Annotated in this window: 23 protein-coding genes; 17 read left to right on the plus strand and 6 right to left on the minus strand. The window is 72.1% G+C overall.

What is annotated here, in order from left to right:
• Positions 1 to 9: 9 nt before the first annotated feature.
• The 5 genes from ACMCNN_RS04015 to ACMCNN_RS04035 all read right to left on the minus strand — a co-directional run bounded on the left by ACMCNN_RS04015 (position 10) and on the right by ACMCNN_RS04035 (position 6,594).
• Complete coding sequence (locus ACMCNN_RS04015) at positions 10 to 189, minus strand: DUF6104 family protein (protein WP_412744822.1); 180 nt, start codon at positions 187 to 189, stop codon at positions 10 to 12.
• Between the two features lie 78 nt (positions 190 to 267).
• Positions 268 to 3,972 (minus strand): multifunctional oxoglutarate decarboxylase/oxoglutarate dehydrogenase thiamine pyrophosphate-binding subunit/dihydrolipoyllysine-residue succinyltransferase subunit, encoded by a 3,705-nt coding sequence (locus ACMCNN_RS04020; RefSeq protein ID WP_412747044.1) that lies wholly within the window; start codon positions 3,970 to 3,972, stop codon positions 268 to 270.
• A 149-nt stretch (positions 3,973 to 4,121) separates the two neighbouring features.
• Positions 4,122 to 4,949 (minus strand): ABC transporter permease, encoded by an 828-nt coding sequence (locus tag ACMCNN_RS04025; RefSeq protein ID WP_412744823.1) that lies wholly within the window; start codon positions 4,947 to 4,949, stop codon positions 4,122 to 4,124.
• Entirely contained in the window at positions 4,946 to 5,878 is a 933-nt protein-coding gene (locus ACMCNN_RS04030) for an ABC transporter ATP-binding protein (RefSeq protein WP_412744824.1), read from the minus strand. The genes ACMCNN_RS04025 and ACMCNN_RS04030 overlap by 4 nt, the downstream gene beginning before the upstream one ends.
• A gap of 50 nt (positions 5,879 to 5,928) precedes the next feature.
• Positions 5,929 to 6,594 carry a hypothetical protein gene (locus ACMCNN_RS04035; RefSeq protein ID WP_412744825.1) on the minus strand — a complete coding sequence of 222 codons (666 nt, stop codon included), beginning with the start codon at positions 6,592 to 6,594 and terminating at the stop codon, positions 5,929 to 5,931.
• Positions 6,595 to 6,670: 76 nt separating this feature from the next.
• Between ACMCNN_RS04035 and ACMCNN_RS04040 the strand changes: the two genes are divergently transcribed.
• The 15 genes from ACMCNN_RS04040 (at position 6,671) to ACMCNN_RS04110 (ending at position 23,185) form a co-directional block, all read left to right on the plus strand.
• The gene (locus ACMCNN_RS04040) at positions 6,671 to 6,952 is read left to right on the plus strand and encodes a DUF1778 domain-containing protein (RefSeq protein WP_412744826.1); all 282 of its coding nucleotides are present in this window, start codon (positions 6,671 to 6,673) and stop codon (positions 6,950 to 6,952) included.
• Positions 6,949 to 7,461 carry an N-acetyltransferase gene (locus tag ACMCNN_RS04045; protein ID WP_412744827.1) on the plus strand — a complete coding sequence of 171 codons (513 nt, stop codon included), beginning with the start codon at positions 6,949 to 6,951 and terminating at the stop codon, positions 7,459 to 7,461. The genes ACMCNN_RS04040 and ACMCNN_RS04045 overlap by 4 nt, the downstream gene beginning before the upstream one ends.
• A gap of 89 nt (positions 7,462 to 7,550) precedes the next feature.
• Positions 7,551 to 8,312: a GNAT family N-acetyltransferase gene (locus ACMCNN_RS04050; protein ID WP_412744828.1), complete on the plus strand. Its 762-nt coding sequence runs from the start codon at positions 7,551 to 7,553 to the stop codon at positions 8,310 to 8,312.
• 77 nt (positions 8,313 to 8,389) lie between these two features.
• The gene (locus ACMCNN_RS04055) at positions 8,390 to 9,070 is read left to right on the plus strand and encodes a lysophospholipid acyltransferase family protein (protein WP_412744829.1); all 681 of its coding nucleotides are present in this window, start codon (positions 8,390 to 8,392) and stop codon (positions 9,068 to 9,070) included.
• 156 nt (positions 9,071 to 9,226) lie between these two features.
• Positions 9,227 to 9,613 (plus strand): hypothetical protein, encoded by a 387-nt coding sequence (locus ACMCNN_RS04060; RefSeq protein WP_412744830.1) that lies wholly within the window; start codon positions 9,227 to 9,229, stop codon positions 9,611 to 9,613.
• An 88-nt stretch (positions 9,614 to 9,701) separates the two neighbouring features.
• Positions 9,702 to 10,415 carry a response regulator transcription factor gene (locus tag ACMCNN_RS04065; protein WP_412744831.1) on the plus strand — a complete coding sequence of 238 codons (714 nt, stop codon included), beginning with the start codon at positions 9,702 to 9,704 and terminating at the stop codon, positions 10,413 to 10,415.
• A 7-nt stretch (positions 10,416 to 10,422) separates the two neighbouring features.
• Positions 10,423 to 12,009, plus strand: a complete 1,587-nt coding sequence (locus tag ACMCNN_RS04070) for a sensor histidine kinase (RefSeq protein WP_412744832.1) — start codon at positions 10,423 to 10,425, stop codon at positions 12,007 to 12,009.
• Between the two features lie 70 nt (positions 12,010 to 12,079).
• Complete coding sequence (locus ACMCNN_RS04075; protein ID WP_412744833.1) at positions 12,080 to 13,714, plus strand: S1C family serine protease; 1,635 nt, start codon at positions 12,080 to 12,082, stop codon at positions 13,712 to 13,714.
• A 233-nt stretch (positions 13,715 to 13,947) separates the two neighbouring features.
• Positions 13,948 to 17,103, plus strand: coding sequence for a cyclic nucleotide-binding protein (locus tag ACMCNN_RS04080; protein ID WP_412744834.1), 3,156 nt, complete (start codon positions 13,948 to 13,950; stop codon positions 17,101 to 17,103).
• Between the two features lie 114 nt (positions 17,104 to 17,217).
• Complete coding sequence (locus tag ACMCNN_RS04085; RefSeq protein ID WP_412744835.1) at positions 17,218 to 17,373, plus strand: hypothetical protein; 156 nt, start codon at positions 17,218 to 17,220, stop codon at positions 17,371 to 17,373.
• Between the two features lie 67 nt (positions 17,374 to 17,440).
• Positions 17,441 to 18,325, plus strand: coding sequence for a hypothetical protein (locus ACMCNN_RS04090; protein ID WP_412744836.1), 885 nt, complete (start codon positions 17,441 to 17,443; stop codon positions 18,323 to 18,325).
• 46 nt (positions 18,326 to 18,371) lie between these two features.
• The gene (locus ACMCNN_RS04095; protein WP_412744837.1) at positions 18,372 to 19,586 is read left to right on the plus strand and encodes an ABC transporter ATP-binding protein; all 1,215 of its coding nucleotides are present in this window, start codon (positions 18,372 to 18,374) and stop codon (positions 19,584 to 19,586) included.
• Positions 19,587 to 19,637: 51 nt separating this feature from the next.
• Entirely contained in the window at positions 19,638 to 21,173 is a 1,536-nt protein-coding gene (locus ACMCNN_RS04100; protein ID WP_412744838.1) for a chitinase, read from the plus strand.
• A gap of 105 nt (positions 21,174 to 21,278) precedes the next feature.
• Entirely contained in the window at positions 21,279 to 22,133 is an 855-nt protein-coding gene (locus ACMCNN_RS04105; RefSeq protein ID WP_412744839.1) for a patatin-like phospholipase family protein, read from the plus strand.
• A complete protein-coding gene (locus ACMCNN_RS04110; RefSeq protein WP_412744840.1) occupies positions 22,133 to 23,185 on the plus strand; it encodes a 1-acyl-sn-glycerol-3-phosphate acyltransferase in 1,053 nt (350 codons plus the stop codon). The genes ACMCNN_RS04105 and ACMCNN_RS04110 overlap by 1 nt, the downstream gene beginning before the upstream one ends.
• A 28-nt stretch (positions 23,186 to 23,213) precedes the next feature.
• Here the strand turns inward: ACMCNN_RS04110 and ACMCNN_RS04115 are convergent, their stop codons facing one another.
• Positions 23,214 to 23,996 carry a hypothetical protein gene (locus ACMCNN_RS04115; RefSeq protein ID WP_412744841.1) on the minus strand — a complete coding sequence of 261 codons (783 nt, stop codon included), beginning with the start codon at positions 23,994 to 23,996 and terminating at the stop codon, positions 23,214 to 23,216.
• Between the two features lie 129 nt (positions 23,997 to 24,125).
• Here ACMCNN_RS04115 and ACMCNN_RS04120 point away from each other — a divergent pair, with 129 nt between their 5' ends.
• Complete coding sequence (locus ACMCNN_RS04120) at positions 24,126 to 24,419, plus strand: 4a-hydroxytetrahydrobiopterin dehydratase (protein WP_412744842.1); 294 nt, start codon at positions 24,126 to 24,128, stop codon at positions 24,417 to 24,419.
• 80 nt (positions 24,420 to 24,499) lie between these two features.
• Positions 24,500 to 25,642, plus strand: a complete 1,143-nt coding sequence (locus ACMCNN_RS04125) for an FHA domain-containing protein (protein ID WP_412744843.1) — start codon at positions 24,500 to 24,502, stop codon at positions 25,640 to 25,642.
• Position 25,643 lies beyond the last annotated feature (1 nt).

Below are 25,643 nucleotides of genomic sequence, written 5' to 3' on the forward strand. Positions count from 1 at the left end.
ACCCGCGCGTTACTCGTCGTCCTCGTCGTCGGCGCGGGCCAGCCAGGTGGCGAAGCGTTCGATCGCTGTCTCGAACTCGGGGTGCGTGTCGACGAACGTGCGCAGCTGGTCGCCCAGCCACTCCAGCGTCACGGTCTCCTCGCCGCGCCGGTCGACGAGCTCCTCGATGCCACGGTCGGTGAAATACACGGGTACTCCCAGGTGGACAGGCTTCTCAGATGGGCAGGGCGCCCCGCCGGATCGGCGGGGCGCCCTTTCACACGCCGGTCACGGCCGGGGCAGGGCCGCCTCGATCAGCGCCGACTGCTCCGCGTCGTGCATCTTGGCCGAGCCCACCGCGGGCGCGGCGGCCGCGGGCCGGGAGATACGGCGCAGACGTACGCCCTCGAGGTGCTCCAGCAGATTGAGCGCCACGAACGACCAGGCGCCCTGGTTGGCCGGCTCCTCCTGCACCCAGGCGAAGTCCTCGGCGTTCGGGTACTGCCCGAGTACCGCCTTGAGCTCCTCCACCGGCAACGGGTAGATCTGCTCCATCCGGATCAGGGCGGTGTCCGTGTTGCCCCGCTCCGCGCGCGCGGCGTACAGGTCGTAGTACACCTTGCCGGAGCAGAGCAGGACCCGCTTGACGGCCTCGGGCTGCAGCGGGGTGCCGTTGATGCCGGCGTCGCCCAGCACCGGCTGGAACCGGCCGGTGGTGAAGTCGGCGACCGTGGAGACCGCCAGCTTGTGCCGCAGCAGCGACTTCGGCGAGAACACCACGAGCGGCTTGCGCTTGGACGACAGGGCCTGGCGACGCAGCAGGTGGAAGTAGTTCGCCGGGGTGGTCGGGTTCGCCACCCGCATGTTGTCCTGCGCGCAGAGCTGCAGGAAGCGTTCCGGGCGGCCGGAGGAGTGGTCCGGGCCCTGGCCCTCCTGGCCGTGCGGCAGCAGCAGCACCACCGAGGAACGCTGGCCCCACTTGACCTCGCCGGACGAGATGAACTCGTCGACGATCGACTGGGCGCCGTTGACGAAGTCGCCGAACTGGGCCTCCCACAGCACCAGGGCGTCCGGGTTCTCCACGGAGTAGCCGTACTCGAAGCCCATGGCCGCGTACTCGCTGAGCAGCGAGTCGTGGACGAAGAGCCGCGCCGTGCCGGTGGCCAGCGTGGACAGCGGCAGGAAGTCCTTGCCGGTCTTCGCGTCGATGATCGCCGCGTGCCGCGATGTGAAGGTGCCGCGCCGCGAGTCCTGCCCGGCCAGCCGCACCGTGACGCCCTGCGCCAGCAACGACCCGAACGCGATCAGCTCGCCGAAGCCCCAGTCGATGCCGCCGTCCGCGGCCATCTTGGCCCGCCGGTCGAGCAGCTGCTGGACCCGCTTGTGCGGGGTGAAGCCCTCGGGCAGCTCCACGTGCGCCTGGCCGATCGCCCCGACCACGGACGCCTCGATGGCGGTGTCCACCACGGGCTCCGGCTCCTGCACGACGCTGCGCGGCCGGGGCGGGGAGCCCGCCGCGTCGCGGGTCGCCTTGAACACCTGCTCCAACTGCTGCTGGTAGTCGCGCAGCTGCTCCTGGGCGTCGTCCACGGTGATGTCACCGCGGCCGATCAGCTCCTCTGTGTACAGCTTGCGGACGCTGCGCTTGGTGTCGATGATCTCGTACATCCGGGGGTTGGTCATCGACGGGTCGTCGCCCTCGTTGTGGCCGCGGCGGCGGTAGCAGACGAGGTCGATGACGACGTCCTTGTTGAACGCCTGCCGGTACTCGAACGCCAGCCGCGCCACCCGCACGACCGCCTCGGGGTCGTCACCGTTCACGTGGAAGATCGGCGCCTGGATCATCCGGGCCACGTCCGTCGAGTACAGCGAGGAACGGCTGTACTCCGGGGCGGTGGTGAAGCCGACCTGGTTGTTGACGACCACGTGCAGCGTGCCGCCGGTGCGGTAGCCGCGCAGCTGGGAGAGGTTCAGCGTCTCGGCGACCACGCCCTGGCCCGCGAACGCGGCGTCGCCGTGCACCAGCACGGGCAGCACGGTGAAGCCGTGCAGGCCCAGGTCGAGGCGGTCCTGCTTGGCCCGGACGATGCCCTCCAGCACCGGGTCGACCGCTTCCAGGTGCGACGGGTTCGCGACCACGCTGACCGTGGTGGAGTGCTCGCCGTCCGGGGTGGTGTACTTGCCGGTCTGGCCCAGGTGGTACTTGACGTCACCCGAGCCGTGCGCCGACTTCGGGTCCATCTGACCCTCGAACTCGTTGAAGATCTTTTCGTACGGCTTGCCGACGATGTTGGCCAGCACGTTGAGCCGACCCCGGTGGGCCATGCCGATGACCATCTCGTCGAGCCCGCCCTCGGCGGAGGCCTGCAGCACCTCGTCGAGCAGGGGGATCAGCGACTCGCCGCCCTCCAGCGAGAAGCGCTTCTGGCCGACGTACTTGGTCTGCAGGAACGTCTCGAACGCCTCGGCCGCGTTGAGCCGGTTGAGGATGTGCTTCTGCTCGTCGGTGTCCGGCTTTGTGTACTTGATCTCGATCCGGTCCTGGATCCAGCGGCGCTCCTCCGGCCCCTGGATGTGCATGTACTCCACGCCCACCCGGCGGCAGTAGGTGTCGCGCAGCACGCCCAGCACGTCGCGCAGCTTCATCATCTGCTTGCCGCCGAAGCCGCCCACCGGGAACGTCCGGTCCAGGTCCCACAGGGTCAGCCCGTGCTGGAGCACGTCCAGGTCGGGGTGGCGCCGGATCTTGAACTCCAGCGGGTCGGTGTCGGCCATCAGGTGGCCGCGCACCCGGTACGCGTGGATCAGCTCGGGCACCCGGGCCGCCTTGCCGATCTGGCCCTCGGAGGTGTGCGCCACGTCCCGCACCCAGCGCACCGGCTCGTACGGGATGCGCAGCGACGTGAAGATGTCGTCGTAGAAGTTGTGCTCGCCGAGCAGGAGCTCGTGCATCGACTTGAGGAACTCGCCGGACTGCGCGCCCTGAATGACCCGGTGGTCGTACGTGCTGGTCAGGCTCGTGACCTTGCTCACCGCGTGGTCGGAGAGGGTCTCGTCGGACATCCCCTGGTACGGCGCCGGGTACTCCATGGCGCCCACGCCGATGATCGCGCTCTGCCCTGCCATCAGGCGCGGGATCGAGTGCACGGTGCCGATGCCGCCCGGGTTGGTCAGCGAGATCGTGGTGCCCGCGTAGTCGTCCATGGTCAGCTCGTTGCGCCGGGCCCGCCGGACCACGTCCTCGTACGCCTGCCAGAACTTGCGGAAGTCCATCTGCTCGCAGTTCTTGATGGACGGCACGACCAGGGTGCGGGAGCCGTCCTTCTTCGCCAGGTCGATGGCGATGCCGAGGTTGATGTGCTCGGGCTGCACCATGGCGGGCTTGCCGTCGACCTCGGCGAACGAGTTGTTCATCTCGGGGTGCGCGATGATGGAGCGGACCATCGCCCAGCCGATCAGGTGGGTGAAGCTGACCTTGCCGCCGCGCCCGCGGGCGAGGTGGTTGTTGATCACGATGCGGTTGTCGATCAGCAGCTTGGCCGGGACGGCGCGCACGCTCGTGGCGGTGGGCACCTCCAGCGAGGCTTCCATGTTCTGCACGATCTTGCTCGCGACGCCGCGCAGCGGCGTGACCTTGGCGCCCGCGGGGACCGCGGCCGTCTCCTTCGGCGGGGCGGCGGCCTTCGCGGCGGTCGGCTCAGCAGGCTTCGGTGCGGCCGGCACGGTCGGCTTGACCGGGGCGACCGTCGCGGCGGCCGGGGCGTCCGTGCCCGCGCGCGCCGCGGTGGCGGTCGCGTTCGCGGCGGTCGCCTCGTCGGGCGTCGCGATGGACCCGGCCGCCATGGCCGGCTTGTAGTCGGCGAAGAAATCGTGCCAGGCCGGGTCGACGCTGGCCGGGTCGGCCAGGTAGCGCTGGTACATCTCGTCGACGATCCACTCGTTGGGACCGAAATCCGCGAGTGGATTGTCCTGCGAAGTCTGCTGGGTCGACACTTCCGTGTTCGCCTCTTTCACCTTTGTCAACACGCGACGCGATCGTCACACGGGACGGAGCGGATTCCCGTCAAGGCTACGCCGTGCGTTACGCCCGCCGAGCCGGACGTCCGCCCTGTGACGAACGCCCAACCCGGCGGCGGTGATGCTCAGGACACGTCGCGACGTTTGATGATCGCTGTCCCGATCAGTCCGGTCAGCACCGCGTAGCCGATGAGCACCAGCGCACCGACCCAGCGGGGTGGGCTGCCCGGCAGATCGGTGCCCGAGATCATCAGCTGCGACGCCGTGGTCGGCATGATCACCTGCAGATAGGTGAACCAGTGGGCCACGTACTCGCTGAGCAGGAAGAAGATGATGCCGACCGCCTGGGAGCCGACCACGTACACCGCGGTCAGGGTGACCGTGGCCGCGATCTGGCTGCGGATCAGCACCCCGGCGCCCACGCCGAGCACCGCCCACAGCCCGAACGCCACGCCGTTGAGGCCGATCGCGCGCCAGACGGCCGGGTCGCCGAGCTGCGGGCCGAGGTCGAGCGAGTGCAGGATGAGCGGCGCGAAGATCAGGTTCAGCACCGTCAGGACCACCCAGAAGACCAGCGCCAGCAGTGCCGCGGCGGCGAACTTGGCCAGCACCACCGACTCGCGCTTGGGTGTGCCCAGGAAGGTCGTGGTCGCGGTCTGGTGGAAGAACTCGTTGGTGACCAGGATCGCGCCCAGCAGCAGCACCATGAGCACGCCCATGAACTGCCCGCTGGTGTAGAGGTTGGCGGCCACGTTCACCGTCTCGCCGGCGGCCTGGATCTGCTCGGCCTGGGTGGACGAGACGTCACCACCGGTCTCGGCCGAGGTGACGGCCACCGAGCTGGCCCAGTTGGCGAGGATGCTCGCCGCGTACAGCGGCAGCAGGATGAGGCCGAAGATCCACCACGTCGGGGTGGTGCGGATCTTGAGGAGTTCGGCGTTGACCAGCTTCATCGGATCCCCGCCTTTCCCGCGGTCAACTCCAGGAACACGCGCTCCAGGTCGGCGCGCTCACCGGCCAGCTCGTGCAGCTCCACCCCAGCCACGAATGCGGCGTGGCCGACCGCGGCGGCGTCGAGGCCGGTGACCACGAGCGCGCCGTCCTGCTGGGGGGTCACCGTGGCGCCCTGGGTCTGCAGCGCGGCGACCAGCTCGGCCGCCTGCGGGGTGCGGACCCGGGTCTGCGCCGCGCCCGCCATCGAGCCCAGCACCTCCTCGACCGGCCCCTGCCGGACCAGCCGGCCCGCCGCGATGATCACCACGTCGTCGGCCAGCTGCTGCATCTCGGCCAGCAGGTGGCTGGAGACCAGGACCGTGCGCCCCTCGGCGGCCAGCGCCTTGAGCAGGTCCCGCATCCAGCGGATGCCCTCCGGGTCGAGGCCGTTCGCCGGCTCGTCCAGGATCAGCACCCGCGGGTCGCCCAGCATCGCGGCCGCGATCCCGAGGCGCTGCTTCATGCCCAGCGAGTAGCCCTTGAACTTGCGCTTGGCCGCCGGGGTCAGCCCCACCAGCTCCAGCACCTGGTCGGCGCGCTCGCGCGGCAGGCCCGCGGCGGCGCAGACCACCCGGAGATGGTTCAGCCCCGTCCGGCTCTTGTGCGCGCTGGACGCCTCCAGCACCGCGCCCACCTGGCGCAGCGGCTCGGGCAGATCCGTGTACAGATGGCCGTTGATCGTGGCCGTACCGGCGGTGGGGCGCACCAGACCCACGAGCATGCGCAGCGTGGTGGTCTTGCCCGCGCCGTTGGGGCCGAGGAAGCCGGTGACCCGGCCGGAGCGGACCGAGAACGACAGGTCGTCCACGGCCCGCAACTTCTTGTACTGCTTCGTGAGGTTCCGGACCACGATCGCCTCGGAGCCCGGACCCTGCTGCCCGACGCTCAACGCCACTCCTTTGCCGTAGACGCAGGTGGATCACCGTATCGGACGCACGCTCATTCGTCTGACAAGGCGATCCAGGTGGCGTGGGCGGTGGCGAGACGGGCACCATCCGGGCCGTACACGGTCGAATCGACCATCGCCTTGCGGCCCTGCAGCGCGCTCGCCCGGCCGACCACGACGCAGGTCGCGCCCGGCGTCGGCAGGGCGTCGACCGCGACCGCGATGCGGCCCAGGACGTATACCCGGCCGATGTGCAGGGCCGACCAGCCGCCGGGGCAGTCCAGCGCGGCCCACATCGTCTCGACCCGGATGTCGGACGGCACGGTCCACGGCGCGGCGGTGCGCTCGTCGGCGAGCAGGCCGGGGAAGATGTGCAGCCCGTCGGGGTGGTGCGGCCCGCAGACATAGCAGGTGGGGAACGGGTGGTCGGTGAACCCGGGATACGCCTTCGCGGCGATCTCGGCCTCGGCCGGCGACGCGGCGGCCACGCCGGGGCCGGCGTCGGCGGTCCCGGAGACCTCCGCGACCAGCGTGCCGTCCGGAGCGGTCACCTTGCCGTCCGCCACGGCCAGGTCGGTGTCCAGCGGGGGAGGGATCCGCAGCGTCACCTCGAACGCCCGGCCGTCGGCCGCGGCACCGCACGCCACCGCGAAGGCGCCGGCCGACCAGCCGCCGTTACCCGAGGCCGGAGGCCCGTTGAACTTCGCCGGAATCCGCATGCCCGACACCGTCTCACAGACCCACGACACAAACCGCCGATTGTTCGTGGCGTACATTGTGCGTACGATTGCCGGCATGAGTGCCAAGGCCGAACGCCTGCATCTGCGCCTGGACGCCGAACAACGGGCGATGCTCGAAGCCGCCAGTGAGGCCACCGGATCGAGCCTGTCCGCCTTCGTACTCCGGTCCGCGACCGACGCGGCGGCCGGGGTGCTCGCCGACCGGCGGGCCTTCCTGCTGGACGAGCAGGACTGGCGGGCGTTCGACGAGGCCCTGGAACGGCCCGCTCAGGACGTTGGCGGGCTGCGTGAGTTGCTCAGCCAGCCGACGGTGCTGGACGCACGCGACCAAGGATGACGACGCCGCGATTCTCGGCCGTCGAGCCGCTCAACCCCGGGCATCTCCTCACCGGCTTCGACTGCGGCTCGCTCGCCCAGTCGGCCTGGCTGGTGGAACATGCGATGCAGGCACACCGGGCGGGGCTCTCCCGGGTGTACGTGGTCAGCGATCCCGACCGGCGGGTGGTCGGCTACTACGCGCTAGCCGCCGGCAGCGTGGCACCCGCGGACGCTTCGCCCCGCCTCAGGCAGGGCGCCGGGCGCCATCACCAGCCGGTGGTGATCCTCACCCGGCTCGGCGTCGACTGCTCCATGCAGGGTGGCGGGCTGGGACGGGCGCTCGTCGTGGACGCGTTGCGGCGCATCGCGGGCGCCTCCGAAGTCATCGGAGTGCGCGCGGTCCTCATCCACTGCGAGTCGGACGCGGCACGCGCGTTCTACCTGCGGCTGGCGAAGTTCGAGGCGAGCCCGACGGACCCGATGCACCTGCTGCTGCTCATGAAGGACCTGCGTCGCGCCCTGGCCTGACGGCGTTCGCGTGAGGCGTTCATGTGCTGGTCATCCGGCGCCACCATGGTCGAAACGCCGGTAACAAGTGTGGACCTTACACAGATGGCATGGCCGTTCTCATGACCGCCGCCGCACCCACCGGGACCAGCGGCTATTCGCTCCTGATCGCCGACGACGCCGACCAGGTGGCCGCGGCGCAGCGACTGCGCCACGACGTTTTCGCCAACGAACTCGGAGCCCGCCTGACACACGCCGTGGACGGCCGGGATGTGGACGAGTTCGACGAACACTGCGACCACCTCATCGTCCGCGACGACGCCACGGGCACCGTCGTCGGCACGTACCGGATGCTGCGCCCGGCCGCGGCCGAGAAGGCCGGCCGCCGGTACGGCGACGGCGAGTTCGACCTCAGCCGCCTCGCCCCGCTGCGCGACCAGCTCGTCGAGACCGGACGCTCCTGTGTGCACCCCGATCACCGCTCCGGTGCCGTGGTCAACCTCATGTGGGCCGGCATCGCCCGCTACCTGCACCTGAACAACCTGCGCTGGCTCGGCGGCTGCGCCTCCGTGGGGCTCGACGACGGCGGGCACACCGCGGCCGGGGTGTGGGCCCGCGCCCAGACCAAGCACCTGTCGCCGCCGACCCTGCGGGTCAAGCCGCGCCGCCCGTGGTTGTCCGAGACCACCCCGGTCGGTGACCCGAAGTCCGCGGTGCCGCCGCTGCTGCGCGGCTACCTGCGGCTGGGCAGCTGGGTGTGCGGGGAACCCGCGTACGACCCCGACTTCCGCACCGCCGACTTCTACGTGCTGCTGTCCACGGATCGGATGGACCCGCGCTACCGGCGCCACTTCCTCGGGGCGACCCGGTGATGTGGCAGCCCCAGTCCGGCTGCGGGCCGGGGTGTCGCACCGGCGGCGACGAACCGGCCCGCCACGGGGCGGCGGCGATGCGGTTGTCGGCGGTGTGCGCCGTACTTCTCCTTGGACTGGGGGTCGTGCCGCTGCTGCGCCGCGCCGCCGCGCGGACCGGGGCGCGCGTGTTGCTGGCGCTGCTCGGGGTGCGGCTGGTCTGGCGCGGGCCGCTGCCGCGCCCCGGCAGCCTGCTGGTCGCCAACCACGTCTCCTGGCTGGACATCCTCGCGCTGCACGCGATGGTGCCGGTCCGGCTGGTCGCCAAGCGGGAGGTCCGTGACTGGCCGGGCGTCGGCATGCTGGCGGCCGCGACCGGCGCGATCTTCCTGGACCGGACCCGGCCGCGGTCGCTGCCGCGGACCGTGGCCGAGGTGAGCGCGGCGCTGCGGGCCGGGCGGTCGGTCGCGGTCTTTCCGGAGGGTACGACGTTCTGCGGCGCCCGCCAGGGCCGCTTCCGGCCGGCCATGTTCCAGGCCGCGATCGACGCGGGCGCGCCCGTGGCACCAGTCTCGATCAGGTACGACTCGACCGCCGCCGCGTTCGTCGGCGACGACACCCTGTGGTCGTCGGTCCGCCGCGTGGCCGGGCTGCGCGGACTGACCGCGACCCTGGTGGCGGCCCCGGCGTTGCGGCCCACCGAGGGCACTGACCGGCGGGCGCTGGCCCGTGCCGCGCAGTCCTCGACCGGCCTGGCCGGATACCGCCTCGCCGCCTGAGCGACCACGGTCGGCGCTCGGGCCGTTGCGGGCTGTCCACTATCGAGAGCCGAGCCACCGCGGCAAGGCCGGGAGCCGCGGACCATCGATGATCAGCTAGGTTTCTCCGCGCGTCGATCCACTCGTCGGCGCGCTCCACACTCACAGGGGGACAGGTTGATCAACGTACGACGAACGGCAGTCGCCGCCCTGGCCGCGGCCACCGCGGTCATCGGCGCGCCGAGCGCGGCTGTCGCCGCGCCGATCCCGATGCCATCGAACTGCCCGAGCGGCTACCTCTGCGTGTGGGACCCGCACGTCATCGCTCCCGGCCCCGGCGGCAATCCGACCTACAAGATCAAGGTGTCGGACTACCCGTTCTGCCACAGCTGGCCGGGCGGCGACGACGCGCTCAAGGTGGCGAACCACAGCGGCAACACCATCCACGTCTACACCGGCAACAACTGCAACGGCACCAAGGGCACGATCTACCCCCAGACCGCGAACGACAACATGGGGTACTGGGCGACGCACATCGTCACCTTCTCCACTAAATGGGACTGATCTGACGGCCCGCCGCGCTGGGCAGTTTCGCAGAGAGTGTTCAGGAAGCGTCCAGCGCGGTCCCAGTGGCTTGGTGAAGAATGAGGCCATGGCCACCCAGACCCAGTCCAAGCCGAGCGAGGCGAAGCTGCTCGTCGTCGAGGACGACGCGAACATCCTGGAGCTGCTCTCCGCCAGCCTCCGCTTCGCCGGGTTCGACGTCAGCACGGCCACCAGCGGCAGCGCGGCGGTGAGCGCCGCCAAGGCGGCCAGCCCGGATCTCGTGGTGCTCGACGTGATGCTGCCGGACCTGGACGGGTTCGAGGTCATCCGGCTGATGCGCGAGGGTGGGGCCCGGACCCCTGTCGTCTTCCTCACCGCCCGGGACAGCACCGACGACAAGATCCGCGGGCTGACCCTGGGTGGCGACGACTACGTCACCAAGCCGTTCAGCCTGGAGGAGCTGACCGCCCGGATCCGGGCCGTGCTGCGGCGCACCTCCTCGGCCGACGAGCAGCCGTCCCGGCTGGTCTTCGCCGACCTGGAGCTGGACGAGGAGACCCACGAGGTGTATCGGGCGGGCCAGCGGGTGCAGCTGTCGCCGACCGAGTTCAAGCTGCTGCGCTACCTGATGCTCAACGCCAACCGGGTGCTGTCCAAGGCGCAGATCCTCGACCACGTGTGGAAGTACGACTTCCGCGGCGACGACAACATCGTGGAGTCGTACATCTCGTACCTGCGGCGCAAGGTCGACAACGTCGAGCCGCGGCTGATCCACACCCTGCGCGGCGTCGGGTACGTCCTGCGCAAGCCCGCCGTCTGAGCTCGCCGTGGCCCTCCGCGGACCCGCCCGCCTCCGCGCCCTCGCGGCGGCGAAGGTGCGCGGCACGCCACTGCGGGTCAAGCTGCTGGCCGCGGTGCTCGCACTCGTCTTCGCCGCGCTGACCCTGATCAGCGTGGCCAGCACCCTCGCGCTGCGCGGCTATCTGCTCAGCCGGATGGACGACGAGCTGGAGGCGGCCACCTCGAACCTCGAAGCCACGTTGCAGGGCATCGCGGTGCGTCAGCTCGATCCACGGCTGTACATCCCGAGCGAGTACATGTTCGCGATCTGCGACGTGCACGGGGTCGGTGCGCCGTACAAGAACGACCGCCGGCTGAAGGCCGATGACCTGCCGACCTGCCCCAAGGGCGCCGAGACGATCGACAAGCTGCAGACCGACCAGCCGTTCACGGTGCTGTCGCCGAGCAGGCGCTACCACTGGCGCATGATGATCCTCGACCTGCCCAACGGCGACTATCTCTACGTCGGCCGGAACATGACGGAGATCGAGTACGCCGTCTCCCGGCTGGTCTGGATCGACCTGCTCGTGGGCACGGCGGTCCTGCTGTCGCTGGCGGTGGTGGGCGCCACGATCGTGCGTACCAGCCTGCGCCCGCTCACCGACATCGAGCAGACCGCGGGGGCCATCGCCGCCGGCGACCTGACCCGGCGGGTGCCCGACCCGGAGCCGGACAGCGAGGAGCCGCAGACCGAACTCGGCCGCCTGTCCCGCGCCCTGAACGCCATGCTGGCCCAGATCGAGACGGCGTTCACCGCGCGGGCCCAGTCCGAGACGGCCGCCCGGGCGGCCGAGTCGGTGGCCCGGGACGCGGCCGACGCCGCCCAGCTCTCCGAGGCCCGCGCGGTGCGTTCCGAGGAGAAGATGCGCCAGTTCGTGGCGGACGCGTCGCACGAGCTGCGTACGCCGCTGACCACGATCCGCGGCTTCGCCGAGTTGTACCGGCAGGGCGCGGTCGCCGACCCGGCGGACGTCACCCGGCTGGTGCGCCGGATCGAGGACGAGGCCGCCCGGATGGGCCTGCTCGTCGAGGACCTGCTGCTGCTGGCCCGGCTCGACCGGGAGCGGCCGCTCACGCTGGCCCCGGTCGAGCTGCCCGTCCTGGCGGTGGACGCCATGCACGCCGCGCAGGCGACCGCCCCGGAGCGCCGCATCGAGGTGGACATCCGTGATGATGCGGACAAATTGATCGCGTACGGGGACGACGCCCGGTTGCGGCAGGTCATCGGCAACCTGGTGACCAACGCCCTGACCCATACGCCGCCGGAGGCCGAGGTGACCTTGCGCGTGTTCCGGGAGGACGGCAACCGGGTCGCGCTGGAGGTCAGCGACACCGGGCCGGGCCTGACGGCCGCGCAGCGCGAACGCGTCTTCGAGCGGTTCTACCGGGCCGACGAGGCGCGCACCCGGCACACCGACCGGGAGGCCACGGGCACCGGCCTGGGGCTGGCCATCGTGGCGGCCATCGTGCGGGCCCACCACGGTTCGGTGGAGGTCGTCAGCGAGGAGGGCGGGGGCGCCACGTTCCGGGTGGCGCTGCCCGCGCTGGATGCCGACGTACCCGGCGAACCCTGACAGAGCCGTTCACAGAAAACATTCAGGGCAAACTCAGGGCCACCTTAGTACCGACCGGCATTGTTGAGTCATGACCGAGTTCGAGACCCACCCGCAGCGGAGCGACTCCTCCTCTTCCGAGGAACCGTCGTACCGGCCCGCGGACGCCTCCCACGAGAGCAGCAACGCGCAGCGGGGAGAGTCCGACCCTACCGTCGTCCAGCCCACGGTCGCGCCGGCCACCGCCGCCGCCGAGCCCGAGGCCGCCGCCCCGGCCAGCCCGGCCAGCCCGGCCGCCCCGGCCGCCGCGCCCCAGTCGGGCGCCCCGGCCGGTCAGCCCGGTGGCTGGGCCTCGCCGTGGCAGCAGCCGCACCCGGCCTACACGGCCCAGCAGTACCCCGGCCAACTGCACCCGGGCTACGCGGCGCAGCCGCAGTACGCCACGTCCGGCGCCCCGGCCGCCGCCGGCGCGCAGCCGGGTGCACCCGGCCCGCACGGCGCCCCGGCCGCCCACGGTCCTGCCGCTCACGGTTCGGCCGCTCACGGTCCGGCCGCCGGGCACGGCGTTCCGGGCGGATGGAGTGGCGCGCCGACCGAGTCCGTGCCCGTCTGGGCCGCTCCGGTCGCCGGTGCCGAGCCCGGCGACCCGGCCCGGCCCGGCCGCGGACGCAAGATCCTCGTCGCGGGTGCGGCGGCCGCCGTCATCGCGATCGGCGCGGGCGGCGTCGGCGCCGCGGCCGCGCTGGCCCTCAGCGACGACCACGGCATCTCCACGGTGCCGACCAGCAACTCGTCCGTGACCCGGGTGGTCGACCGCTCGTCGCTGGCCCAGATCGCCGCCGCGACCCAGGACAGCGTCGTCTCGATCACCACGGGCTCCGGTGAGGGCTCCGGCGTGATCATCAGCGACGACGGCTACGTCGTCACCAACAACCACGTGGTCGCGACCGCCAACGGCAACACCGTGCAGGTGATCTTCGCGAACGGCAAGAAGGCCGAAGCCACGATCGTGGGCACCGACCCGCGTACGGACCTGGCCGTGGTCAAGGCGTCCGGGGTGTCGGACCTCAACGCCGCCCACTTCGGCGACAGCTCCAAGATGCAGGTCGGCGACACGGTGCTGGCCATCGGCAGCCCGCTCGGCCTGGAGGGTTCGGTGACCGCGGGCATCATCAGTGCCAAGGACCGCACGATCCGCTCCGGCGGCGAGAGCCCGCAGACGCCGTTCGACAGCGGCCAGCAGCAGGCCACCACGACGATGTCGGGTCTGCTGCAGACCGACGCCCCGATCAACCCGGGCAACTCGGGCGGTGCGCTCGTCAACACGAACGGTGAGATCGTCGGGATCAACTCCGCGATCGCGACGTCGGGTCAGAACTCGGGCAACATCGGCCTGGGCTTCGCGATCCCGAGCAACAAGGCCAAGCAGGTCGCCGACTCGCTCATGGCGGGCAAGAAGGTCAGCCACCCGGCACTGGGCGTGAGCGTCGCGGAGGCGCAGGGTGGCGGTGCGCTGGTCAGCAGCGTGACCAAGGACAGCGCGGCGGCCAAGGCGGGCCTGCAGCAGGGTGACGTGATCACCTCGGTGAACGGCAAGGCCGTCAACGACTCCGACGACCTTGTCGGGATTGTCCAGAGTGCCAACGTTGGTGACAAGGTGACCATCGTGTACACCCGCGACGGTGCCCAGAAGACCGTGACGGCTCAGCTCCAGGAAGCCTCCTGACCGTCTGACCTGGGCCGTTCCCACGGCCCGAACCCCCTCCCCGACGCGGTGGGCGGGCGCGACACGAGCCGGGTCGCGTCCGCCCACCGCTCTTTTCTGTCCGGCAGCCGGGTTGATTCGCCCGAATTTGAGGGAAATGCTCCGGCCAAATCGGAGTGGAGGGGTCGCCATGGGGCGGCCCCACCGCCTACTCTCCATTCGCCATTGGCAGGGCGAGTGGAAGGCCGACCCGAGTGACCTACGTCGAGACCCGGATCAACGTCTGGGAGGCGCTGGCCGGTCGCGCGCCGGGAGAGCCCGTCGGACCCGCGGACCCCGGCCTGTGGGGCGCGGTCCTCGACCGGCTGAACCCGGCCCGCGCCATGCCGGTGCTGCGGGCGGGCATCGAAGCCGTCGAGCTGACCAGCGCGCGCGGATCCGCGTACGTGATGCTGCGCTCGCCCGACGACGGCGGCCGCGCCTGCTATCTGCGGCTGACCCCGCAGGAATACCAGCTCGCGCTGATGATGGACGGCAGTCACACCGTCGCCCGCCTGGTGGCCGAGTTCGCCCGCATCGCGGGGCGGCTCGCCCCCGACCAGGTCCGCCGCGTCGTCGCCGACCTGGCCGGCAACCGGATGCTGGAGGAACTGCCGGTCGACGCGTTCGCGCCGCTGGCCCAGATCCAGCGCAAGCCGCTGCCCGAGCGGGTCGGCAGCACCCTGCTGGCCGCGCTGCGCGGCCGCCGCATGCTGGCCGTCGACATCGACGGCTTCGTCTCCGCCCTCTACCGCAACGGCGGCCGGCTGCTGTTCACCCGCGGCGCCGCCATCGCCATGGCCATCGTCGCCGCGCTGGGCCTGATGCTGTTCATCGGTACGTGGTGGCGCGCCAGCCAGACGGTCTTCCTGGCCGGCGGGTCATACCTGCTCGGGGCGATCGTGCTGCTGGTGCTGAACGTGGTCGCGCTGGCCTGCCACGAACTCGGCCACGCGCTCGCCACCAAGCACGCAGGGCGGGAGGTGCCCGCCGCCGGTTTGCTCGTCTACTTCGGCATCCCGTCGGTGTTCGTGGACACCACCGACGTGTGGATGGCCGGGCGCCGGGCGCGCATCCTCACCACGGCCGCCGGGCCCGCCACCGGGCTGGTGCTGGCCGGGACGATGCAACTGGTCGGCTTCGCGATCCCCGCGCTCGGGCCGCTGGCGTTCAAGCTCGCCTTCGCGTGGTACATCAACGTGCTGTTCAACCTGAACCCGTTCATCGCGCTCGACGGCTACTACCTGCTGATGGACTGGCTGGAGATCCCGAACCTGCGGGCCCGCGGGCTCGCCTGGGTCGGCGGCCGGCTGCGCGGGCGCCCCCGCAAGTGGGGCGAGCTGGACCGCGAGGGCCGCCTGGTCGCCCTGTACGGAGTACTGGCCGTCCTGTGGCTGGCGGTCGCGGCGAACCTGGCGTACCGGGTGTGGGCCGACCGGGTGTCCGGGGTGATCACCGGGCTGTGGCACGGCGGGGTGTTCAGCCAGCTGCTGCTCCTGCTCATCATCGGCGGGCTCTGCGCCCCCCTGATCTACCTGGCCTCCGGGCGGCTGGCCCGCTGGTGGCGTACCGCCCGCGAGCGCTCCGCCGAACGCGAACGCGAGGCCGACACGCCGCGCCGGCTGGCCGCGCTGCTCTCCTCCGAACTCGGTGGCCTGCCCGAGCCGGTGCTGGCCAACCTGGCCGAACGGGCCCGCTGGGAGCGTCCGGCCACCGGCCGCCAGCTCGTGCTCGCGGGCAGCGCCCCGTCGGCCGTGTACATCGTGGTCGACGGCGCGATGCAGGCGCGTCGGCCGGGCGATCCGGGCGGCACCATCCGGCACCACGTCGGGCCGGGCGGCGTCGTCGGCCTGGCCAGCGCGCTCACCGGACGGGCCACGGCACTGGACTGGCACACCGCGGACACCACGCTGCTGGCGGTACCGACCGCCACGGTGGCCACGGTCGTCGGGCCGATGCCCGGCCCCCCACCGAAGGACCGGGCGGAGGCCGAGACGCTGTTCGCGGACACCCCGGCGCTGGCCGGGCTCGCCGCCGACGACCGGCTGGCGCTGATCGCCTCCGCACACCCGGTGGATCTCGGTCCCGGTGCGCCGGTCATCCTGCCCGGACCCACTCACGCGGTCGTGGTCGAGTCCGGGGTCATCGCCATGCCCGACGGCGTCGAGCTGCGCCGCGGCACGCTGGTCGGGCCGGTCGGCGACGGCAATCCGGGGATGGTCGCGCAGACGCGTACGCCGGTCCGGTTGTGGGTCATCCCGGACGCCTCGCACCTGCCGCCGCTGGTCGGCGCGAACCGCCGCGTCGCGCCGCCGCCGGTGCTGCGGCCGGGCACCACCGCGCCGACCGCCGGGGTGCACCCGTCGGTGTACCCGCCGCTGGCCGTGCCGCCGGGACCGCCGTCGGAGTCCGACGACCCCGACGTGGATCAGCGGTTCGAGCGGCGGATGTGGTGGCTCGTGCTGCTGGCGCTGCTGCTGGCCCTGCTGCTGACCGGCGCGAACCTCACGCCCGGCCCGGCCTGGGCGGAGATGCCCACCGACCGGGTGCTGCTCACCGCCGAGCGCGGCCGGGTCACCGCCCTGGTCGACGGGACGACGGTCATCCTCGACGAGGGCGAGCGCCGGTACGTCGGCGACGGCACCCGCATCGAGGTGCCCGACGCGGCCACCGGCCGGCTCACGTTCTCCGGTGGCGCGGCCACCGTGCTGTGCTCCGGCTCGCGCGCCCAGGTGGGCCGGCTCTGGACGGACACCGCCCGGCACCGGGAGCCGCACGGGGAACTGACCATCGACAACGGCCGCCTGCTGGCCGACACGACCAGCACCAGCGGGGCGTTCCGGCCGCTGGCCCTGAGCGTGCAGCGCCCGCTCGGCGAGGTGGTCAACACCGGCGCCGCGTGGTTCGCGGTCGACCCCGGCGCGGTCACCGTCTCGTCCGGTGTCGCCGCGGTCGGTGGCGCACCGAGCCCGGCCACCGGCAAGGATCTGACCTGCGGCGACGGGGTTCCCGTGGCGCCACCGGCGGCCGGCCCGAGCGAGTCGCCGAGCGACGAACCGCCGTCGGACCTGCCGTCCGAGCCGCTGCCGACGGAGTCGCTGGTGCCGCCCGCGACGACGGTGGCCCCGCCGCCCCAGCCGCAGCCGACCACCCCGCGCGCCACGCCCACGACCACGCGGCCGCCGGCGCCGACCACGACCACGGTGAAGCCGCCGACCACCCGTCCGCCGACGACGCGGCCCACCACGCGCCCGCCGACCACGGTGCCGACGACCGTGCCGACCACCGTCCCGACGACGGTGCCCACGACCGTGCCGACCACGGTGCCGACCAGCGACCCGCCGACCTTGCCCCCGATCACCATCGGTTGACGGAATTAGCGGCATCCTGCCTGGTGGGGATTTACGACAGAGGAGACAAGTTCGGTGTTGTGCTGGTTCTGTGCCAAGGCGGCGCGGGGATCCTGCCGGTTCTGCGGTCGTGGGGTGTGCGAGGACCACGCCCGGTTCGGGCCGTACCTGTTGCAGGTGAGCCGGTCGGAGAGCCGTCGCCGCGCGGAGGCGCTGGTGGTGGAGGACGCGGTGCAGTGCGGCACGTGCCGGCCGCGCCCGCAGCCGATCCCGATGCCGGAACTCGACTGATGCCCTGCCCCTTTCGAGTGAGCCGGGCGATACCCGGCCTCGACGGGGTCGGCTAGCTTTGTTGGGTATGAGCGACTTCGACGTCGTGCTGGAACGCCTGCTCAACGAGCCGTCGTTCGCCGCCGAGCTGGCCCGGGACGCGGACGCCGCGCTGTCCGGCTACGTGCTGGACTCCGGCGAGGCCGCCCTGCTGCGCCAGCAGGTGGCGGCGGACGCCGGTGCCGCGCACGCCGCGGTGGAGACCCGGACGAGCAAGTCGAGCACGTTCGGGCTGCTCTCCGCGTTCACCGAGCTGGGCGGGGGCGCCGCGACGGATGTGACCTCCGGGACCGCGCACTCCGGCCTCGGGTCCGCGCCCGGTGCCGCCGATCTCGGCCCGTGGTCGGAATTCGGCTCCGCGGCGGGCGTGGCGGCCCAGCACGCCGCGGACGTTTCCGGGATGCACGGGGCCAGCCAGGGCTTCGGCTCGGCGCCGGCCTGGGGCGCGGGCGGCGGGGCGCCCGGCGAGCTGACGCCGATGGCCCACTCCGGGCTCGGCGCCGCCCCCGGCCTGGACGGTCCGCCCGAATCCGACGGCTCCCCGGATCTGGACGGGCTCCCGCCGGTCTCGGGGCTCGGCGACGCCCCGCACACCGGCCTGGGTGAGCCGTCGCGGTTCCACGGCGAGGCGGAGCACCTGGCGCCGCCGAAGGGCTACCACAACCGGGTCGACGCGGACGGCGACGGCACCTGGGACAAGGCCACCTACCGCGGCCGCGCCGACGGCGGGGTGGACATCCTGGTGGACCTCAACCACGACGGGCGCGCCGACTTCATCGGGCACGACGTGGACGCGGACCGCACCGTCGACTACGCCGACTACGACAAGAACCACGACGGCGTGTTCGAGAAGCGGATGTACGACGACAACGGCGACGGGTGGCTCGACCGTACCGTCTGGCAGGAGCACTGAGCGCAGGACTCTGGTCTCGGCCGCTGCCGCCGTACAGGATGGACGGATGGTGGCGATCGCCGTCCGGTCGGTCTCGAAGGTCTTCGGCGACGGCGCGATGGCAGTGGATCGCGTCGATCTCGACGTGGCGTCCGGCGAGTTCCTCGTGCTGCTCGGCCCGAGCGGCTGCGGGAAGTCCACGCTGCTGCGCCTGATCGCGGGCCTGGAGGAGCCGACCCGGGGCGAGGTGCTGCTGAACGGCGTCCCCGCCACCGCGATCGCGCCCCAGGAGCGCAACGTCGCCCTGGTGGTGCAGACGTTCGCGCTGTACCCGCACCTCACTGTCGCGCAGAACATCGGCTTCCCGCTGCGCGCGGCGGGCGTCACCGACGTGGCGGCCCGGATCGCGGAGATGGCACGGCACCTCGGCATCGCTGACCTGCTCGGCCGCCGCCCCGAGCACCTCTCGGGCGGCCAGCGGCAGCGGGTGGCGCTGGCCCGCGCGCTGGTGCGCCGCCCGGCGCTGCTGCTGCTCGACGAGCCGCTGTCCAACGTGGATGCCGGGGTCCGGGCGGATCTGCGCGGCGAGATCACCGCGCTGGCCCGCCGGATCGGCGTGACGACGGTGTACGTCACGCACGACCAGAACGAGGCCCTGAGCATGGCGGACCGCGTGGCGGTGCTGCGCCGCGGCGTGCTGCAGCAGGTGGGCCCGCCCGCCCAGGTGTACGGCGACCCGCGCACGCTGTTCGTCGCCGCCTTCCTCGGCACCCCGCCGACCAGCCTGCTGGAGGCAGCGGTGTACGCCGTGAACGGCCGGGTCGTGCTGGACCTGGGCTCGCAGGAGATCGAGCTGCCGCCCGGCGACCCGCGTACGGCCCTCCTCGCCCGGCGGCACACCGAGCGGGTGACCGTGGCGTTGCGGGCGCTGCGCCCGGCCGCGGGCGAGCCGGTGCAGCTCACCGGCACGGTACGGGCGGTGCTGAACCGCGGGCCGGATCTGCTGGCGTACCTGGACACCGGTGGGGTGCCGACACCGCCGCAGGTGGTCGACGCGCTGGCGGCGGGCGGCCGCTCCCCGCAGCGGACGCCGTACGGCTTCGTCCCGGCCTACGACCCGGAGGTGCCCGGTGAGCCGCCGCCGGCCGGGGAGGTGCTGGTCCGGGTCCCCGCGCCGGACACGGTGGCCGTGGGCGCGCGGCTGACGGTGGGGCTGGATCTCGGTGAGCTGCTGCTGTTCGACCGGGCGGGCCAGAGGATCGGGCTGGACATAATCAGTTAACAGTCCTAATAATTGGCCAACTGTCGATGTCTCGACGTGGAGGCCACCCCCATGCGCCCATCCCGTTCCCTCGTCCTCGCCGTCGTGGCCGCCCTCGCGGCCGGCGGTGCCGCCACCTGGACCGCAGGGTCCGCCAGCGCCGCCGGCATCCCCACGGCGACGGTCGTCAAGACCTCCGACTGGGGCTCCGGCTGGCAGGCCCTGGGCACCGTCACCAACGGCGGCGACACCGCCATCACCTCGTGGAAGGTCGAGTTCGACCTGCCCGCGGGCTCGTCCGTCGGGTCCTACTGGGACGCGTTGCTGACCACGAGCGGCCAGCACTTCACGTTCACCAACCGGGAGTACAACGCCCCGGTCGCACCCGGCGCCTCCGTCTCCTTCGGCTTCCTCGGCAGCGGCACCGGCTCACCCACGAACTGCCTGCTCAACGGCGCCCCGTGCGGCGGCGGCACCCCGCCGGTCAGCACCCCGCCAACCACGACGCCGCCGACCACGACGCCACCGACCACGACGCCGCCGACCACCACGCCGCCGGTCACGGAGCCGCCGATCACCGGGCTGCCCAAGCACGCCCTCATCGGCTACCTGCACGCCAGCTTCGCGAACGGCTCCGGGTACCTGCGCATGGCCGACGTGCCCGCCGACTGGGACATCATCAACCTCGCCTTCGGCGAACCGACGTCGCCGACCTCCGGCGACATCCGCTTCACGCTCTGCCCGGCGACCGAGTGCCCCGGCGTCGAGAGCGAGGCCGACTTCATCGCCGCGATCAAGGCCAAGCGCGCTGCGGGCAAGAAGGTTCTGCTCTCCATCGGCGGCGAGAAGGGCCAGGTGCAGCTCACCACGACCGCGGCGCGCGACGCCTTCGTCGGCTCGGTCAGCGCCATCATCGACAAGTACGGCCTCGACGGCGTCGACGTCGACTTCGAGGGCCACTCCCTGTCCCTGAACACCGGCGACACCGACTTCAAGAACCCGACCACCCCGGTGATCGTCAACCTGATCTCGGCCCTGAAGTCGCTCAAGTCCCGGTACGGCAACGGCTTCGTGCTCACCATGGCCCCGGAGACGTTCTTCGTGCAGCTCGGCTACCAGTACTACGGCTCCGGGCCGTGGGGCGGCCAGGACCCGCGTTCCGGCTCCTACCTGCCGGTCATCTACGCGATGCGCAACGACCTGACCGTGCTGCACGTCCAGGACTACAACTCGGGCTCCATCATGGGGCTGGACAACCAGTACCACAGCATGGGCGGCGCGGACTTCCACATCGCCATGACCGACATGATGCTGGCCGGCTTCCCGGTGGCCGGTAACACCGCCACCATGTTCCCCGCGCTGCGCGAGGACCAGGTCGCCTTCGGAGCGCCCGCGGCGGTCAGCGCCGGCAACGGGTACGTGGCCCCCGCCGGGGTCCAGCAGGCGGTCACCTGCCTGGTCAAGGGCAGCAACTGCGGCGGCTACACCCCGCGCAGCGGCACCAACCCCGACTTCCGCGGCCTGATGACCTGGTCGATCAACTGGGACCGCTACTACGGCTGGGAGTTCCGCAACGCCCACAAGCCCTTCCTCAACGCGCTGGGCTGAGACGCGCTGGGCTGGGACGACCGTCGTGGTGTTCCCTCGGCCGGTCGCCGGGGGAACACCGCGGCGACCGATGTGGATCTTGGTTGGCCGTGACACGATGACGGGATGGTCGACACTCCGGTCGCGTTCGTGCTCGGTGGCGGCGGTGTCCTCGGCGCCGTCGAGGTGGGCATGCTGCGCGCCCTGTTCCGCGCCGGTTACACGCCCGACGTCGTCGTCGGCACGTCGATCGGCGCGGTCAACGGGGCACTGGTCGCCGCCGACCCCAGCGAGGCCGTCACGGACCGGCTCGTCCAGCTCTGGTCCTCGCCCGAGGCCGCCGACGTCTACGGCGACTCCATCGCCCGGCAGTTGCGGCGCTTCGCCGCCCGTACGCATCTGCACTCGCCGCTGCCGCTGCGCCGGCTGCTGGAGAACGAGCTGGGGGAGCAGGCCACCTTCGCCGACCTGAAGGTGCCGTTCCGGTGCTGCGCCGCCAGCATCGAGCGGGCGGCGGAGCACTGGTTCGACAGCGGCCCGCTGGTCGACGCCGTGCTGGCCTCGTCCTCCGTGCCGGGGCTGCTGCCGCCGATGCAGATCGAGGGTGAGCACTTCGTCGACGGCGGCATCGTCAACTCCATCCCGATCGGCGAGGCGGTGCGGATCGGCGCCAAGCTGATCTTCGTACTGCAGGTGGGCCGGATCGAGCGGCCCCTCACCGTCCCCCGGCGGCCGTGGGAGGTGGCCCAGGTGGCGTTCGAGATCGCCCGGCGGCACCGGTTCGCCCGCGAGACGGCCGCGCTCCCCGGCGACGTGCGATTGCACGTCCTGCCGACCGGGGGCGGGGAGAGCCGCGACGACTCGCCCTGGGCGTACCGGGACATGGCGGCCATCGGGCGGCGGATCAGCCGGGCGTACACGGCCACCCGCCGCTACCTGGCCGCGACCGTGGAGCCGCCACCGCACCAGCGCGATCTCTGATGCCGCCCGCGTGGGTCCGACGGTGTGTGTTCGCGCCGCTCGTCGTCCTGCTGGCCGGCCTGCTCGTGACCACGCTGCCGGTCTGGCTGATCGCCGCACTGGCGGCATCACCGCTGGTGCCGGGCCATCTGCGGGTGCCGCGCCTGGTCTGGCTGGCCATCGTGTACGTCGTCTGGGATGCCGCCGCCCTCGTCGCGCTGGCCGCCCTCTGGGTGGCCTCCGGCTTCGGCTGGCGGATCCGCTCACCGGGATTCCAGCGGGCGCACTACGTCCTCACCGGCCGGTTCCTCGCCGCACTGTTCTGGATGGCGCGCTGGTCGCTGCACCTCAGCGTGGACGTGGTCGGCACCGACCCGGACACCGCGGTGCCGGGGCGCCCGGAGATCGTGGTGAGCCGCCACGCGGGGCCGGGTGACTCGTTCATCCTCATCCACGCGCTGGTCAACTGGTTCGCCCGCGAGCCGCGGATCGTGCTCAAGGCGGCCCTGCAGTGGGACCCGGCCGTGGACGTGCTGCTCAACCGCCTGCCCAACCGGTTCATCTCGCCGGGGCGCACCGGTACTGACACGCTGGAACAGCAGATCGGGGAGCTGGCCACCGGGCTGGACGACAACGACGCGTTCGTCATCTTCCCCGAGGGCGGGAACTTCACGCCGCGCCGCCGCCTGCGGGCCATCGCCGGGCTGCGCGACCGCGGTCTGCACGACATGGCCGTACGCGCCCAGGCCCTGCGCCACGTGCTGCCGCCCAAGCCGGGCGGGTTGCTGGCCGCCCTGGACGCCGCACCGGACGCCGGAGTGATCTTCGTGGCCCATACCGGGCTCGACCGGATGCTCACGGTCGGCGACGTGTGGCGCGAGCTGCCCATGGACAAGCAGCTGGTGATGAAGTTCTGGAGTGTGCCGCCGGAGGAGGTGCCGTCCAGCGAGAAGGAACGCGTCGCCTGGCTGTACGACTGGTGGGCCCGTATCGACGAGTGGATCGAGCAGCAGCGGCCGCAGCCGCGCCCCCTGCCGACCGTGTGGCCGCCGCGCCGCCGCACCCGCCCCTGAAACCCGGCCGGTGCGGCGGCGGCCCGGCTCAGCTGCCGAGGAGTCCCTTGAACTGGCTGGGCAGCTCGGTGATCTCGGACTTGTCCGGACGGCTCACCGAGACCGGGGTGCCGAAGTCCGAGTACTTGGAGGTCATCTTCCCGGCGGCGGGCGAGATGCTCGACATGTCGACGGTCATCTCGACCAGCCGGCCCTGCTCCACCTTCGCGGTGAACGGCACGGCACTGACCTTGCCGCCGAGCTCCTTCAGCTTGTCCGCGCCGTACTGGGGAGCCTTGGTCAGGTCGATCGTCCCGGAGAAGGTGCCCTCGCCGGTGCGCTTGACGTCGGTCACGGCCTTCATCAGGGTCTTGGTCCCCGCCGGGTCGTCACCGGACAGCGCGCCCAGGCTGGCCCCACCGGGGAGCTTGGTGGTGTCCATGTGCATCCACTTGCCCCCGCCGCCGGCCAGCTTGCCCAGCTCGCCGCCGATCTTCATGTAGACGTCCGTGCCGACCTTGCGGACCTCCATCTCGGTGCCCTTGCCGGCCGCGCCCATGATCATCTTCAGTTCGGCGGTCTGCGCCTTCGGGTCCGCCACGCCGTTCATGCTGATCCCGCCGACCATCGTCATCGACACCTTCATGGTGTCCTCGTTCAGCTTGGTGATCGCCGCCGCCAGCTCGGCGGTGGGGTCCGCCGGCGCAGCGGCCTGCTCGGTGGCGGCAGTGGGCGTACCCGAGGCTGCGGGCTTGTCGTTGGGGCCGCAGCCGGTCACGGTGACCGCGGCGGCCAGCACCAGGCCCGCGAACGCCAGCCGTCGATTGTTCATGTTGTTCCTCCCCGTGGCAGCCGCCGCCCCGGAGTGGGCGGTGGTTCCGGCGCACACCGTAGCGAAGCCGGGCGACATCCGCCCGGCGCGGCCATGGTCGGACCCGGTCCGGGCACTATGGTGATGGGCATGGAAGAGCTGCTCGACGCCGACTCCGTGCGCAGTGCCGTGGCTGTCCTCGACGGCTGGGAGGGCGGTCCGGAGGCCATCGTGCGGACCGTGGGCCTGCGCAGTTTTCCGGCCGCGATCGCCGTCGTCGACCGGGTCGCCGTGGTCGCCGAGGAGATGGATCACCACCCCGACATCGACATCCGCTGGCGGACGCTGACGTTCCGCTGCTCCACCCACGCCGCCGGTGGGGTCACCACTCGTGACATCGCCCTCGCGAACCGTATCGATCGGATTCTCGCCGACGCCTCCTGACCGCCCGGGTGTCCCGCGCTGACCGCGCAGGCGGCATGATGACCGTCAGGTAGCGGCCCGCGTACGTAGAGGGAGTGCCCGTGAGATTCGAGGTCAGCAAGGTCCTCGACGCCATCGAGGCCCGGCTCACCACCGACCCCGCCCTGGCCCGGGCGGTGGTGGACCTGTCCGAGGTCGTCCGTTACGCCGACCTCGACGGCGGCCGCCCGGCCAGCATGCTGCGGCTCGGCCTGGTCATCGATGCGCTGGGCCGGCACGTGGCCGAGGAGAACGTCCCGGTCTACGCGGTCGTGCCCCGCAGCCTGCTCTCCGACGCGGACCTCACCTCCAACGAGCGGATGGTCGTGCGGCGCTGGGCGGACGACGGCGTCGTCGAGGTGGTGCCCCAGCTCGACGACCGGGTGCTGGAGGTGGCCGAGCTGCTGGGGCTGCCGGTGCTGACCCGTTCCCGTGCCGAGCAGTTCCGCGGCCAGCGCGCGTGGGTGGACGAGCCGGGGCGGCTGCTGGCCGCGGTGCCCGGCGCGGGCGGCCCGGTCCTGGTGGCCCGCGTGGGCCGCGGCGAGGTGCCGCCGGTGGGCGAGCCCTCCCCGATGGGCGCCAAGCTGCTGGCGCGGGTCTGGCGCTGCCCCGAGTCGAACTGCAGCAGCTTCGGCGCGGCCGTCGACTCCGACAGCCCGTTCGCGGACATGCGGACCTTCACCAGCCCGGTCGCCCAGCCGCCGCCCACCCTGCGGGCGGGCGCGCCGACCTGCCCCCGGCACGGCACGCGGCTCACGGACGCGGGCCCCCGCCCGGCCGTCGAGCTGCTCTCCGTACGGATCGACGGGGTGATCCGGCAGCGGTTCGTGGTCGCCGAGGACCAGCCGGTGGTGGTGGGCCGCGCCCCGGAGAACGGCATCATGCTCGGCCAGTGGCTCACCGAGGACGCCAGAAAGTGGATCAGCCGGGGTCACGTACGGCTGGCGCTGTCCGGCGGCGAGCTGACCGTCCGCGACATCAGCACCAACGGCACGGGTATCCGTCCCGGCGGCTCGACCGACGACGACGAGCGGATCACGCTGGCCCGGGACGAGACCCGTACGCTCGGCCCGACCGACCTGGTCGAGCTGTACGCCGGGGTGCACGTCGGCCGCGCCAAGATGTGGTCGACCGGCGGGGTGAGCCAGCCCGCCTCCGTGATGGCGGAGGCGCCCACGATGGCGATCCGCAAGTTCGAGCGCTGAC

It is taken from the genome of Krasilnikovia sp. MM14-A1004 (genome assembly GCF_047159485.1).
Classification (GTDB): Bacteria; Actinomycetota; Actinomycetes; order Mycobacteriales; family Micromonosporaceae; genus Actinoplanes.